Consider the following 14,195-nt stretch of genomic DNA (forward strand, 5'->3'; position numbering starts at 1 on the left):
CCGGGGCCCGACGCACCCGTCGGCTGTGGATGAAACTCAGGCTGGGGATAACCGCGAGGTCAGCCGGAAGGACGGTCGCGTCGCGCCATCTCGGCGAGCATCGCGTTGTAGGCCGCCAGATCGGCGTCGTCGTCGCGGTCGGCGGCCCGGTCCAGCCGCTTGGCGGTGCGCTGATCGCTGCGCCGCCACTGAATCAGCAGTGCCAGCATCACGATGACCAGCGGAACCTCTCCGGCCGCCCAGGCGATGGCGCCGCCCAGGTGCTGGTCCCCGGCGAGGTCGGTGTGCCACGGCAAGTGCAATGACCGGTAGAAGCCTTCGCCGAGGACGGTGTCCATGCCCATCATCACCACGCCGAAGAACGCGTGCAGCGGCAGCGAGGCGAACACCATCCCGATCTTCACCAGGTGCGGAACGGGCCTGGGGGTCGGGTCCACTCCGATGACCACCCAATAGAACAGGTAACCCGAAAGCAGGAAGTGCACGTTCATCAGGATGTGCGCCGCGTGGCTGCTCACCGCGGAGTCGAATATGCCGCCGAAGTACAGGCCGTAGAAGCCGGCCACGAACAACACCGTCGCGACGATCGGATGGGTCAGGAACTGCGACACCCTGGAGTGCAACGCCGCCAGCAGCCACTCCCGGGGGCCCGGTGGCGATCCGCGGCCCGCGGCGGGCAGGGCGCGCAGCGCCAGGGTCACCGGGGCGCCCAGCACCAGGAGCACCGGCACCAGCATGGACAGCAGCATGTGGGCGATCATGTGCACACTGAACATCGCCGGCATGTAGCGACCGAGCCCTGATGAGGTCGTGAACAGCAGGACCGCGCAGCCCAGCAGCCACGCGACCGTGCGGCCGGTCGGCCAGGCGTCGCCGCGTCGGCGCAGCCGGTGCGTCGCGGCCAGGTACACCACCGCCCCGACGATCGCCGCGGTGCCGAACAACAGATCGAATCGCCAGTCGAACAGCACCCGAGCCACCGTCGGGGGCCCGGCGAAGTCGTACCCGATGGCGACTTCGGTGGCGCTGGGGACCCTCGGTTCGGGGGGCGGCGGGGTGCGCCCCAGCCCGACCGCGATGCCGAACGTGACGCCGAACAGTGCGGCCTCGGTCAGCGCCAGCCGGATCAGCGGTGTGCGGGCGCCGGGGTCGGCGGCCAGGGCGCTCAGGCTGACCCGTCGCTGACGCCAGCCCAGTGCGCCGAGCAAGGTGAGCGCGACGACCTTGGCCACCAGCAACCAGCCGTAGCTGGTACGCAGCAGGTCGGGCAGCTGGATGCGCACCAGCGCGTTGAGTACACCGCTGATGGCCATCGCGACGAAGCACCACAGGGCCAGCGCAGAGAAGCGTCGCGCAGCCAGTGCGGTGTTGGGGCCGTCAGACCCGCCCCCGGCCCGAAGGGCGTGGGCCGACAACGCCAGCAATCCGCCGGCCCACAGTGCGGCGGCCACCAGGTGGATGAACAGGCTGTTGGTGGCCAGATCGTGGGCACCGCCGGCCGAGGAATGTCCGGTCAGCACCAGCGGCATCAACGTCAGAAGTGACCCCGCCAGCAGCACCGGTGTCCACCCCCACCGCAATACGGGCAGGCTCGCGATAGTGACGGCCGCGGCCAGGAGCGCCGTCCACCGCCAGGCGACTGCGATATCGACCATTCCGGACGCCGACCACACATCGGCCGGTCCGAGGTGGTCGAGCAACGGCTGTCCGGACACATCGGAAACCGTCAACGGAACCAGCAGCGCGGCGCACAGCGTCCATACGCCCGAAGCCGCCGAGCCGAGGCGCAGTGCCCGGTAACCGGCGACGTCGAGGACGCCGTTGCTCTGGGGTGCCGCAAGGAACGCCGCAAACAGGAAGGACCCGACGGCGATGACGGCGGCAATCTCGCCGGCGGCCCGCACGAACGGCAGGCCGTAGGTGGTGACCGGGCCGGGATCGGGCAAACCGGTGGCGGTCAGCGCGTCGGCCAGTGACAGCGCGCCGATGCCCGCGGCCACCGCCCCGGCCAGCACGCCCACGCCGGCCAATACGGGCCACACCGCGCTGTTCCGCACACCGGATGCGGCCACCTGGCCGGCAGAAGTCATGGTCCAAGGGTATGGCGTGGACACCGCCACGCCCCCGCCGGCAGCCGGGTGGGCTAGTCGGAAAGGTCTCGCTGTGCGCGTAGCTGTTTATCCCGGATATAGAACTGCTCCCGGGCGATCTCGTCGACTTTGTCCATGTCGGAGACGATCCCGCGCAGTTCGTCCCGGAAGGCGTTGCGCCGCGCCCGCAGGTCGGGGCCGTTGACCAGCAGGTCCTGATCGGCGGCCACCTGCCGCGCGGTGGCGAACAGCAACGCCGAGACCGACTCGTTGCTGCCCACCCTGCCCTGGGCGACGTACTGGCGGCCGACGCCGAGCGCCCGCTTGGTCAGATCCCGCTCACCGATCTCGGGCGGGGCGTCCCGCAATACGTCGGCGACGATCCCGTAGGCCTCGAAGAACGGCCGCAACATGGCACCCACCAGCAGTGGTCGTTTGCGGCGCAACATCTGATAGATGTCGTCGCCCCCGGCTGAGACCTTCGCTTCCCAGCCGCCGGCCGCCTGTCCTTCCGTTGTGCGGTCGTACCAGGACATCTCTTCGGCGACGTTGTCGCGGAACGCCGCCGAATCGGCGAAATAGAAATCGAACTTGAGCAGGTCGCGCAGCCGCATCACCTGGGTCCAGAACGCCTGCAGCGGGTCGCCGGTGACTCGGGCGGCGTACGCCAGCGCCAGTTCGACGATCGATGTCTCCTGGAAGGCGTGGATCAGGGAGTTGCGGTAGAACGCCGCCTCCAGCTCGTCCTCGGGGGCGATGCGCCACACCGGCTCGCGCCCACTGTCCACCAACGTGACCGGGTGCCCGCCGGAGAGGGCGTCGACCGCCGAGCGCACACCCTCGGCGGTTCGCAGCCGCAGCGCGCTGTTGGTCATCGGGGTGTTCTTGCGCTCCAGGTAGTCCAGCGAATCCTGCAGCGTGTGATGCAGCTGATCCAGCGTCAGGGCAACCCCGCGGGCGCCCAGCAGCAGCGCCGAGACCAGGTTGGTCGCGTTGACCGGGGTGACCCGCAGAATCCGCCAGGCTACCTCGAAGGCCATCTTCTGCATGGCCAGGCGTTTCGCCGCCTCGTCGTGGGCCGTCTCGCCGCCTGGCTCGCCCAGGTGCTCGCGCATCGAAACCGCTTCGGGGAAGCGGACATAGATCTTGCCGTAGTTGCGCTCCCCCTGCGCCTTGATGAAGTTGTACAGCCAACTCAGGCCCTCGGGCGTCTTCTCACCGCCGCGGGCGTAGGCGGCGTACTCGGCCGTCTCGTGCAGCTGGTCGAAGCTGATCGACACCGGCTGCAGCAGGATGTCGTCGCTGCGGCCGTCGAGGTAGGCGTTGGCGACATAGGCGAGCAGTCCGAGCTTGGGCGGCAACATCTTTCCGGTCCGCGACCGGGTGCCCTCGATGGACCAGTTCAGGTTGAACCGCTTCTCCACGATGTAGCCGACGTATTGCCGCAGCACGTACTTGTACAACGGGTCGTCGAGTTTGCGGCGCAGGAAGATGACGCCGGAATGCCGGAACAGCGGCCCCATCAGGCCGAAGGACAGGTTGATCCCGGCGAACGTGTAGACCGGCGGCAGCCGGTTCTCCTGCATGGCCACCGGCACGATGACCCCGTCGAGATACGAGCGGTGGGAAAACAGCAGCACCGCCGGATGTTGTTCCAGGGCATGGCGCATCGACTCGATCTCGCCGCGGTCGTAGTCGATGCGCGGGTCGAATCCACGGCTGAAGATGGCCCGGCCCAAGGTCGGGATCAGATCCACCGAGAACCGGCTCCACCCGGTGGACAGCTCGTCGAGCATCTCCCCGGCCTTGTCGACCGTCGCACCGGGAATCTGCTCCAGCCCTTGACGGAAGCGTGCCGAGTCCAGCATCTCGGGTTTGACCAGCCGCGGCGACTTGTATTCGGGGCCCAGCAGGCGAAGTTCCACCCGCTCGATTGCCAGCACCGCGCGGCGAAGGACGAATCGTGCGAATTCCCGGGGGTTTTCCGCGACCGTGGTCTCGCTCCACTGCTTGCGCAGCTCCGATACCTTGGCCGGTTCACCGGCGACGATCCGTGCGCGCGTCGGGTCCTTACGCAGGATGCGACGCTGCAGGATCTCCGGCGGCCGGTAGGTGTCCCGCCCGGAGATCAGGCCGACCACTTTCAACCGGGTGGGCAACCCGCCGGGCACCCAGAACACCCGGACCGGCACCACCAGCCGGTCCTCGTCCGATTCCAACTCCTCGACCAAGCGGGCCACCACACCGGGGGCGGGTTCGTCGGTGGCGGGCAGTTGCAGTACCTCGACGGTGGTGTCGGGGTGTTCACGCCGTTGCGCCTTGAGCCAGTCGTTGAGCAGTTCGAGCTCGGCCGGTGACGACACCGATGCCAGCACCAGCGCATCGTCGGTGGTGCTGAAGCTCGGGTAATCCTCGATACCCGCGGTCACGGCCGGCCCTTGCGAGTCGGCCGCGGCGATGAGGTATCCGATCTGGCCGCAGGCTTTTTCGTGGGCGATTTCTTGGCCGGCGTCTTCTTCGCCGGTGCTTTCTCGGCGGCTCGGCGTGGCGCCGCTTTCTTGGCCGGCGTGGCGCGGGAGTAGACGTCGAACGTGGGCAGTTCGTCGTGCGGCCAGGATTTCAGCGTGTCGAGGTAGATCTGCCGGACCTCGGCGATGCGGTCGGAGAGGTTCTCGACCGTCCAGTCCGCCACCGATATCGGCGGGTACACCGCGACATCCACCTTGCCGGGGTTGAACGTGCTGGAATCGCGGTGCGCGATCACCTCGGCGTTGCGGATCACGATCGGCACGATCGGAATACCGGCGGCCATCGCGATGCGGAACGGGCCCTTCTTGAACGGGCCGACCTCGGTGGTGTCGAGCCGGGTGCCCTCGGGCGCGATCAGGATCGAGAGGCCTTTGCGGGCAAGCTCTTCCACCCTGTGCAGACTTTCGACAGCCTTCTCCGGATCGTCGCGGTCGATGAATGCCGCATCCATGACCTTGCCCAGCGGACCCATCAGCGGATTGCGCTCGAGCTCTTTCTTCCCGACCCCGGTGAAATCCACCCCGACCAGTCTGCCCGCGATCATCGGGTCGGCCTGGTTGCGGTGATTGAAGATGAACACCGCGGGGCGTTGGGCGGTCAGGTTTTCCTCGCCGAGAACGTTGAGTTCGATGCCCGTGGTGAGCATGAGCAGCTTGCTCCAGTTCGAGGTGAAGAAATTGACACCAGTGCGCTTGTTGCGGGTGAGCAACCCGAGTCCGATCGCCCCGGCGGCCACCGTCGGAATGGTGGCCAGGCTGGCCAGGGTTCGCAGCTGCGCAACGGGACTGCTGCCACTGCGGCTGCTGAACTTCAGCACGGGCCAGCCGCGCTTGGCGGCCACGGCAGCCAGCTTGCCGGCCGGATTCGTCGGCCGGGGGTGGCCCACCAGGTACATCAGGGCGACATCTTCGTCGCCGTCGGCGTAGAAGTAGCTCTTGGTCAGGTCCACTCCGTTGGCCGACGAGAAGTTCTGCACCGCACGGGCTTTGCCGGGGCCCCAGATCACCGGCGTCTCGACTTCGCCGGTGATCAGACCGTCCTCGTCGGTCTCGAACTTGTTGCACAGCACGTTGTCGATGCCCAAGAACCGCGCGACGGGCTCCACTTGAACTGTCAGCGCCGACGAGCTCAACACCACGGTGTGCCCACGGGCCATGTGGGCACGCACCATCGCGCGCATCTCCGGGTACATGCGGCCCTGCACGTGCTGGACGAAAAGTCGCTCGCCCAGCTCGTCGAGGTCGCTCAGCGAGTTGCCGCGCAGCATCCGGGCACCCTTGCCGATCAGGTCCTCGAACTCCGAGCGCCCCAGCTGATGGTTGAGGCCGGCCTGCACCATGCCGATGAACTCGCCGACGCCCATCTGGCCACGGCGCAACCGGTCCCGGGTCATGATCACGCCGGTGAACCCGGCCACGAGAGTTCCGTCCAGGTCGAAGAAGGCGCCGATCTCGGGGCCCTCCGGACTGCCCTCGATCTCGGCGAGGGTGCCCGGCAGCCGCATCTGCCGGGTTGCCTGTGCGTCCGAATCCTTCGAAGTCACTGTGCAGCACTCCCGCTCGTCGCCGACGCGTCGCTGCTGAAGGAGGCGGGCTCCGCTCGGCCGGCGCCGCCGAGCGCCAGCACCTCGTCGAAGCCGTCCAGCAGGCACTTGGCGAACAGTTTGTCGTCGGCGATGGCCGCCCGGTCGTAGCGGGTGGTGACCGTGATGTATCCCGATCTGGAGATCAGCACCACCATCATCGCGACTCCGGGCAACGGGCCGATCCCATAGTGACGCAATATCTTTGCCCCGGCGATGAAGGTATCGCCCGGGTAGACCGGAACGTTGCTTGCCTGCACGTCGGAATTCACCACCGAGCCGGCCACCGTCTCCAGCACGGCGTCGGGCAGCAGGCTCAGCACGGGCGCGATCGAGCCGACCATGTCGATGGCGCGCTCCTCGCGCTTGCTCGTCATCTGCGACCGGACGGCTTTGATCCGCGTCTCGGGGTCGACGATCCCGACAGGTGCGGCGAGGTTGACCCCGGCGAAGCGGTTGCCGCCGGCCGGATCGTCCTCGGACCGCAGGTTGACGGGCACGGCCATCGGCAACGTGTCGATCGAGATGCCTTTGGCATCGTGGTAGAGCCGCAGGGCGCCGCAGAGTCCGGCGAGATATGCATCGTTGATCGAACCGCCGGCCGCCTTGGCCGCGCGGTGCAAGTCGGCGAACGGGATGTCGATCGCTTCTGTGCGCGACGACAGGCTGCGGCGCCGCAACAATGGCGAGGGGTGGGCAGCAGGCCCCATCACCCGCGCGCCGGACCTCGCGTAGTCGACCGCACCGTTGACCGCGGAGACCGGATCACGCACCACCTTGGTCACCGCGCGGGCCGCTTGCCCGAGCGCACCGAGCACGCCGCCGGCGATCGATCCCGGCAGCCGGCTGATGCCCTCACGCATCAGGTCGTTGGGCGAGAGATCCTGCGGAATGGGCAGTGGCGCGGACGCAGCCGGTTCGGGATCGCGTTCGAGGTCGTAGATGTTGGCGAACATCTCGACGATGCCGACGCCGTCGGACACCGCATGGCTCAGGTGCAGGATGGTCGCCGCGCGGCCGTCGGCCAGCCCTTCGACGAGGGTCGCGCTCCACAGCGGGCGGCTGATGTCCATCGGCGATTGCAGCGCAACCTCGGCCAGGTCGAACACGTCGCGCAGCGTTCCGGGCTCTGGAACCCGCACCCGCCGCACGTGGTAGTGGAGGTTGAAGTCGGGGTCGACGACCCAGCGGGGAGCGGCGGTGGGCAGGGTCGGCATGACGACCTTCTGGCGCAGCCGCAGCACCTTCCGCGACGCCTGGTCGAGCCGGGAGCGGAATCGTTCCCAATCCGGTGTGGTGTCGAGGATCTCGACACCCAGGATCCCGGATCGAGTTCGCGGGTTTGCCTCACCCCGATGCAACAGCTGATCGACTGCGCTCAGCTCTTCGGGCAGTCCGGCCGCGTCCAACTCCGGCACGTCGCTCATAGCGTGGTCCCTCTCCCCTCCCCTGGCCACCAAGTGCAGCGTCCACGCTAGTCCGCCACCGGTGGCCGCGTAGGGCTTTGCCGGGCGTCCGACGCGCGTCACCGCCCCTTCACGCCGAGGTACGGGTTTCGTCGATCGGTGGGAGGTGTTTGTCCGGTAGGTCGCGAAACGGGGCGGCCGCCATCGGCTGCGGTTCGAGCAGCCCACGTGGTGCACATCCGTTTCGGTAGCGACACCCAACGCGGTGTAAATTGTGGTGGTCCGACTTGCCCCCGTGGCGCAACGGATAGCGCATCCGGTTTCTACCCGGTCGGTTGCAGGTTCGAATCCTGTCGGGGGTGCCATGGCTCGTTCGTTTGACGTGTGCGTCTTGTTCTTGAGCGCACCGGACCCCGCACATCCGACAACTCCATGTCGGTCGAGCGCTCGCTCAAAACAAGCTCAATACAATAGGTGAGCCTGCATCTCACGTAGCTCGTCTGATCGGCGGACACGCTTAGCGAGCACGCTCGTTTCGAGGTTAGCCTCGCCGGCCGGCGCGTTCGGCGAAAGCGTCAATCGCAGCAAGGACTTCAGGTGACCGCCACACTCGGTTGCGCGGTCCATTTGTTGTCTCGACGAGGATTCCCGCCTCGGCGAGTGGGTTGAGGTAGCGGTGCGCGTTGGTAGATTCGATGCTCAGCTCTTGCGCCAAGAGCGCAGCGTTCACGACAGGGCGGCGGGTCAATAAATCGGCGACCTTCCACACCGCGGAATCGGACCGTGCGGCGATTACGTCGTTCCACGTTTCCCGGATTTCGCGCAGATCGGTGACTAGTCGTCGCCCGTTGCCGATAGCCAGAACGGTAGCTTCGGCGAAGCGCTCGACGATCGGCGCTGCGTCTCCGTCGCGGTAGCTCGTCAACGCCGCGAAGTATGCGCCGGTGTCGGCCAGCAATCCGGCGGAGACCGGAACCGTGACCTGACGGGTCATATCTTTGTTGCGCAGCATCGCTTGTACCAACGCACGGCCCGTGCGGCCATTGCCATCGGTGAAGGGGTGAATGGTCTCGAACTGTGCGTGGCTTACTGCGATCTGCGGAAGCGCAGGAATGTCGGCGCGCTGCGCGAACGCGATCAGATCGCCGATCGCCCCAGGGATCAATTCATGGCGCGGACCGACAAACGTCGCGCCGATCGGAGTGGACCCACCGCCGATCCACACCGGCTCAGTGCGGAATTCGCCTGGGGTATGGCGCGGATCATTGACCATCAACGCGCGGTGCATGGTCAGGATGGCGTTGGCGTCCACGGCGTCGGACAAAGCAATCGCGGCTTGCATCGCGGCAGTGTTGGCGACGATCACCTCCGCGTTGCGCTTAGCCTTGCCACCGGGCAGCTCAGCCTCACCGATAGCGCGCGCCGACGCGGTCAAGTTCTCTATCTGCGAGCTGGCGGCCGACTCCGACCGCAGCAACACCGCAGCAAACGGAGCGATCTCGCCGCCAAGTTCGGCGTCAAACCGTCCGATCTCGCGACTGGCCAACTCAGCGTCGGCCAACACAGATGACGGCAGTTCTAGGACCAAGTCGGCAATGCTGGTTGGGACCGCGGGATGATAGGTGCCGTACCTGGGCGGCGCCGTGCTCGCATACCGCCTGCCCTGCGGCTCCCAGCGGACGTCCTCGTAGGTGACGGGCCGAAGTGAAGTCACTGACCCAGTGTAACTTCATTTATTGCTTAAGTGACGTTAGCAGCTCCGGTTGGCTTCAGTTGGCAGGGACCGTCGACGTTGCCGTTTCCTGCGCTTATGCCCGAGAACCGCTCTCCATCTGTGTGAGGTCGGCTGACGGTTGACACCTGCTTCGGTTGTCCTCGACACGGCACGCGGCCGAAACTCCACCGGCGAAAGATTGACGTGCATTAATGTCCTGGTCGTCCTGCTAAGCCGACAGTTCGGAGACAACATGAGCACGTATCGGACGATCGTGGTCGGGACCGACGGCTCGGACTCGTCGTTGCGCGCGGTCCACCGCGCCGGCGAGATCGCCGCGCAGGAGAACGCCAAGCTGATCATCGCGAGCGCGTATCAGCCCGTGGTGGAGAAGGGCGGCTGGTCACGTGCGCCGTCGCACGACCATGTGGTCGACACGCGTGCTGCCGACAGCCTCAAGGGAGAGGGCTACCGGCTGCACGGGGCCGCGCCCGTGTACGAGATCCTCCAGGTGGCCCGCGACCGGGCAAAGGCTGCCGGTGCCGGCGACATCAACGAGAAGGCAATCGAGGGCGCGCCGGTCGAGGCACTCGTCAAACTGGCCACCGACGTCAAGGCAGATCTGATCGTCGTCGGTGACATCGGACTGAACTCCGTCGCCGGACGTCTGCTGGGTTCGGTGCCCGACACCATTGCCCGCCGCGTCAAGATCGACATCCTGATCGTGCACACCGCGGACTGAGGCGCCACAGGTTACAACGGCACCCACATCAGCCGGTCGCCGTCGGAGACGACGGTGCCTGCGGTGGGTGCGGCGAAGTGGGTTCCGAGAAGGAGGGCCTGTTCGTCGGCGACACTCTGCAGCAGCCGCGCGCGCGTGACCGCGGCCGCACCTGGATCTTCGTCGGGCAACGGCTGCACCTCCGGATGCGTGATCTGCAGCGGGTGGTGGATGACGTCTCCGCTGATCACCGCCACTTCCCCGCCGGATTCGAGCCGCACCGCCATGTGGCCCGGTGTATGACCCGGTGTCGCGATCAGCCGGATCTCTTCGTTGATCGCGTGGTCGGTCTCGGTGAGCCGCAGAACATCGTGTGCGACAAGCGGTTCGACGGTCTCGGCGGCAGCTCGGTTCGGCGCCGAGGATTGCCGCCAGGACGCGTACTCGTCGGCGGCCAGTAAATAGGTCGCGTTGGGGTAGGTGGGTATCCAGGGCCCGTCCTGCCGCGTGGTGTTACGCCCGGCATGGTCGAGGTGAAGGTGGGTGCACACGACGGTGGTCACATCGCCCGGGGTGAATCCAGCTGCGGCCAGCGACTGGCCATACCGGTCCGGGTCCATCGGGATCTGGTACGGCAGGTCGTGGCCCTCCCCGAAGCAGCAGTCCACGACCACGAGCTCGTCACCAGATTCGATGAAGAACGACTGGATGGCCACCAGCAGGTTGCCCGCGTCGTCGACATAGTGCGGCTGCAGCCAGCTCGGGAGGTCCGACGGAAGCCCGCGAAACAGCCGGTCGGGTCGGGTCGGCACCAGCGTCTCGAGGACGGAATGAACTGTCAGCGTGCCGATGGTCCACTTCTGCATGGCTCACCGTATGAGACAAATCATTTGGAAACAAGGCTCCGGGGCTCCGTCAATCGGTCGGCCATCTGGCAGACTCGATGCGTGGCGCAGCCAAACGTCCGGTTCCAGCGACTTGCCGAACAGGTCGCCGATCAGTTGCGGCGCCGGATCCTGACCGGCGAACTGCCCGACGGCACGATCCTGCCCAAGGAAGACGAACTGCTCGTCGAGTATCCGATCAGCAAACCGTCGCTGCGTGAGGCGATGCGCATCCTCGAGGCCGAGGGGCTGTTGACGGTACGGCGCGGCAAGCTCGGCGGCGCGGTGGTGCACCGCCCCGATGCGGCAAACCTCGCTTACACCATGGGGTTGGTACTCGGCGCCGGGCAGGTCGGCCTCGCCGATGTGGGTACGGCGCTGCTGCAGGTCGAGCCGGCGTGTGCGGCGCTGTGCGCCCAGCGCCCAGACCGCAAGCGCACGGTGGTGCCCATTCTCCGTGAATTGCATGAAGAATCGGTCCTCTCGGTATCGGACCTCCGGCAAGCCACCTCGGCGAGCCGCCGGTATCACGAGGCGCTGGTGCGCCACTGCGGAAACGAGACGATGATCATCCTGGCGGGCGCGCTCGAGGCACTGTGGTCCGCCCACGAGCAAAACTGGTCCGCACAGGTGACCGATCATTCGACGGTGCCCGTCGAGGAGCGCCGGGCGGTACTGGAAGACCACCGGCAGGTGATCGACGCGATCGACGTGGGCGACGCGCAGCGGGCCCGCGATCTGGCCGCGGCACATCTGGTCAACGCTCAGCAGTATCCGGGCGTCGAGGGTGTCGTCGACCCGACGATGGTGCGCACCTGGGCACAGACCACCCCTCGAAGGCCGTGAGCTCCGATGGACGCTGTGACCGTTGACACAGCCTCTTATTTTCATATGATTCGGCCATGAAGGTCGGCGACGCCGTCATTGACGCCGAAGACGCGGCCCGCTACCGATCAGCCGGCTGGTGGTCTGACCGCACCCTGTCGCAGACGGTCAACGAACACGCGTTGACCCACCCAGACAAGCCGGCCTACGTCGACCACCCCGCCGGCGCGCATACCTGGAGCGAGTTCGACTCCGCTGCAACACTGCTCGCCACCCAGCTCACGGGCGCCGGGGTCACCCCGGGTGACCGGGTGGCGGTGTGGCACGGCGACACCGCCGCCATCCACGTGCTGTTCGTGGCCATCGAGCGCTGCGGCGCCGTCGTCGTCGGGATCGGTGCCCGCGCCGGTACCCGCGAGGCCGGCCAGATCCTGCGGACCACTCAGCCGCGCCTGCTGATCACCGACCCGGCGCGGCGGTCGTCGGCACAAACCACTGTGTCCGGACTGATGCCTGCGGTCAGCCCACTGGTGCTCGACGGTTTGTCCCTCGACACCGATGCCCCGCCGCGGCCACCGGCAACGAGTGTCGGTGCCGATGACGTATTCCTGATCAATTCGACCTCAGGGACCACGGGCCTGCCCAAATGCGTTGTGCACACCCAGAACCGGTGGCACTACTTCCATCAACGGGCCGTCGCCAACGGCGCCCTGAGCTCCGAGGACGTTTTCCTCCCGGTCATCCCTGCCCCGTTCGGGTTCGGCATCTGGACCGCCCACACCACGCCGATCTACCTCGGGGCCACCACCGTGCTGCTCGAGAAGTTCGATGCCAAGGCCGCATGCGAGGCGATCGCCCGCCACCGGGTCAGCGTGTTGTGCTGTGTCAGTACCCAATTGCTGATGATCATGGCCGACCAGGCATCGCGCGAGAACGACCTGAGCTCGCTGCGGGTGGTGTTCACCGGCGGTGAGGCGCTGCCGTATCGACGGGCTGCCGACTTCGAAGAACTCACCGGCGCCACCATCCTGCAGTTCTACGGCTCCAACGAAACCGGCCTGTTGAGCGGGACGACGTTGCGGGACTCCCGGGAGCGCAGGCTGCGGACCGCCGGGCAGCTGGTGCCGGAGATGGCGGTGCGCCTGTTCGACGGCGATGAAGACGTGACCTCAACGGGCCGTGGTCAACCGGCCTGCCGGGGGCCGGCCACCAGCCTCGGCTATCTCGGCGGGGTGGACCACGACAAGCTCTACACGCCTGACGGCTGGATGCGGATGGGTGACGTCTGCGAGGTCGACGCCGACGGCTACCTGTCCGTCACCGGCCGCACCTCCGATTTCATTCTCCGCGGCGGCAAGAACGTCAGTGCCGTCGAGGTCGAGGATGCGGTGACGACGCATCCCGCCGTGGCGGTGGCGGCGGCCGTGGCGATGCCGGACCCGGTGTTCGGCGAAAAGGTGTGCGTCTACGTCGAGAGCGCCAACGGCCAGGACGTCGATCTGCCCGGACTCGTCGAGCACCTTCTGGCGCAGGGCATGTCGAAGGAGCTGCTTCCGGAGAAGCTCATCGTGCTCGGCGAGCTACCCCGGTCCTCGGGTGGAAAGATCGCCAAAGGTCAACTCCGCGAAGATATCCGGACGCGGATGGGAGACGGCTATGAGCGTCGGTGAGATGCGTCAGGGCGGATTGAAGGTGTGGTCGCCGTCGGTGACCCCACCGATCGGCGTCGACCTGACCGAAGAGCAGGCACTGGCGGTGGCGTTCCGGCACCTGGCCGCCATCGGGTTCGCCGAGAACATGGCCGGCCACATCACCTGGCAACCCGAGGGCCGCACCGAGATGCTGGTCAATCCGTGGGGCCTGTGGTGGCAGGAGCTCACGGCATCCGACATCTGTGTGGTCGACGAGAACGCCGCGGTGGTTCGCGGACGCTGGGATGTCACCCCGGCCATCCACATCCACACCGAACTGCATCGTGTGCGCGACGATGCCCGCGTCGTCATCCACAATCACCCGTACTACGTGAGTCTCATCGCGGCGTTGGGGAAGCTGCCGGAGCTCGTCCACCAGACCGGCTCGCTGTTTCTCGATGACATGTGTTTTGTCGAAACCTATGACGGCGAGGTCGATTCGGCACCGCGGGCCGGCGAGCTGGCGGAGCGGATCGGTACGGCCAACCTCACCATCCTGGCCAACCACGGAGTGATCACCACCGGGGGCACCGTGGCCGAGGCCGTGTATCGGGCCGCCTCGATCGACCGGGTCTGCAAGCTGGCGTACCAGGTGATGCTCACCGGCCGTGAGCCCACGGCGATGAACCGCTCCGACATGTACGGCATGAAGGCCTCTCTCATCGAACGGGCGGCCGACGTGTACTGGGCCGGGGCGGCCCGCATGACCATCAAGGCCGACCCCGACGTGCTGACCTAGAAGGAGACTGCCTC

At 66.9% G+C, this 14,195-nt stretch carries 10 protein-coding genes and 1 tRNA gene; 5 read left to right on the forward strand and 6 right to left on the reverse strand.

What is annotated here, in order from left to right; all coding sequences use genetic code 11:
• Nucleotides 1-59: 59 nt before the first annotated feature.
• The 4 genes from E0T84_RS16415 to E0T84_RS16430 are packed head-to-tail and all read right to left on the reverse strand — an operon-like array spanning nucleotide 60 to nucleotide 7,628.
• Entirely contained in the window at nucleotides 60-2,090 is a 2,031-nt protein-coding gene (locus tag E0T84_RS16415) for a cytochrome c oxidase assembly protein (RefSeq protein ID WP_138744968.1), read from the reverse strand.
• Between the two features lie 53 nt (nucleotides 2,091-2,143).
• The gene (locus E0T84_RS16420; RefSeq protein ID WP_070185902.1) at nucleotides 2,144-4,519 is read right to left on the reverse strand and encodes a glycerol-3-phosphate 1-O-acyltransferase; all 2,376 of its coding nucleotides are present in this window, start codon (nucleotides 4,517-4,519) and stop codon (nucleotides 2,144-2,146) included.
• Complete coding sequence (locus E0T84_RS16425) at nucleotides 4,516-6,123, reverse strand: HAD-IB family hydrolase/lysophospholipid acyltransferase family protein (protein WP_070185915.1); 1,608 nt, start codon at nucleotides 6,121-6,123, stop codon at nucleotides 4,516-4,518. The genes E0T84_RS16420 and E0T84_RS16425 overlap by 4 nt, the downstream gene beginning before the upstream one ends.
• Before the next feature lie 35 nt (nucleotides 6,124-6,158).
• The gene (locus tag E0T84_RS16430; protein WP_070185901.1) at nucleotides 6,159-7,628 is read right to left on the reverse strand and encodes a wax ester/triacylglycerol synthase family O-acyltransferase; all 1,470 of its coding nucleotides are present in this window, start codon (nucleotides 7,626-7,628) and stop codon (nucleotides 6,159-6,161) included.
• 268 nt (nucleotides 7,629-7,896) lie between these two features.
• On the opposite strand from E0T84_RS16430, the gene E0T84_RS16435 reads away from it, so the two are divergent.
• Nucleotides 7,897-7,972, forward strand: a tRNA-Arg gene (locus tag E0T84_RS16435).
• Nucleotides 7,973-8,148: 176 nt separating this feature from the next.
• Here E0T84_RS16435 and E0T84_RS16440 read toward each other — a convergent pair.
• Nucleotides 8,149-9,321 (reverse strand): Fic family protein, encoded by a 1,173-nt coding sequence (locus E0T84_RS16440; protein WP_070943491.1) that lies wholly within the window; start codon nucleotides 9,319-9,321, stop codon nucleotides 8,149-8,151.
• A gap of 253 nt (nucleotides 9,322-9,574) precedes the next feature.
• Between E0T84_RS16440 and E0T84_RS16445 the strand changes: the two genes are divergently transcribed.
• On the forward strand, nucleotides 9,575-10,063 hold the full coding sequence (locus E0T84_RS16445; protein WP_070185899.1) for a universal stress protein: 489 nt from the start codon (nucleotides 9,575-9,577) through the stop codon (nucleotides 10,061-10,063).
• 11 nt (nucleotides 10,064-10,074) lie between these two features.
• Here the strand turns inward: E0T84_RS16445 and E0T84_RS16450 are convergent, their stop codons facing one another.
• Complete coding sequence (locus E0T84_RS16450) at nucleotides 10,075-10,908, reverse strand: MBL fold metallo-hydrolase (RefSeq protein WP_070185898.1); 834 nt, start codon at nucleotides 10,906-10,908, stop codon at nucleotides 10,075-10,077.
• Between the two features lie 81 nt (nucleotides 10,909-10,989).
• Between E0T84_RS16450 and E0T84_RS16455 the strand changes: the two genes are divergently transcribed.
• Genes E0T84_RS16455 through E0T84_RS16465 form a run of 3 tightly spaced genes read left to right on the forward strand, consistent with a single transcriptional unit; the run spans nucleotide 10,990 to nucleotide 14,181 of the window.
• Nucleotides 10,990-11,772 carry a FadR/GntR family transcriptional regulator gene (locus E0T84_RS16455; protein ID WP_070185897.1) on the forward strand — a complete coding sequence of 261 codons (783 nt, stop codon included), beginning with the start codon at nucleotides 10,990-10,992 and terminating at the stop codon, nucleotides 11,770-11,772.
• A 56-nt stretch (nucleotides 11,773-11,828) separates the two neighbouring features.
• Nucleotides 11,829-13,421, forward strand: coding sequence for a class I adenylate-forming enzyme family protein (locus tag E0T84_RS16460; RefSeq protein WP_138744969.1), 1,593 nt, complete (start codon nucleotides 11,829-11,831; stop codon nucleotides 13,419-13,421).
• Nucleotides 13,408-14,181, forward strand: a complete 774-nt coding sequence (locus E0T84_RS16465; RefSeq protein WP_070185895.1) for a class II aldolase/adducin family protein — start codon at nucleotides 13,408-13,410, stop codon at nucleotides 14,179-14,181. The genes E0T84_RS16460 and E0T84_RS16465 overlap by 14 nt, the downstream gene beginning before the upstream one ends.
• Nucleotides 14,182-14,195 lie beyond the last annotated feature (14 nt).

The organism is Mycobacterium sp. DBP42, from assembly GCF_005924235.1.
Taxonomy (GTDB): domain Bacteria; phylum Actinomycetota; class Actinomycetes; order Mycobacteriales; family Mycobacteriaceae; genus Mycobacterium; species Mycobacterium syngnathidarum.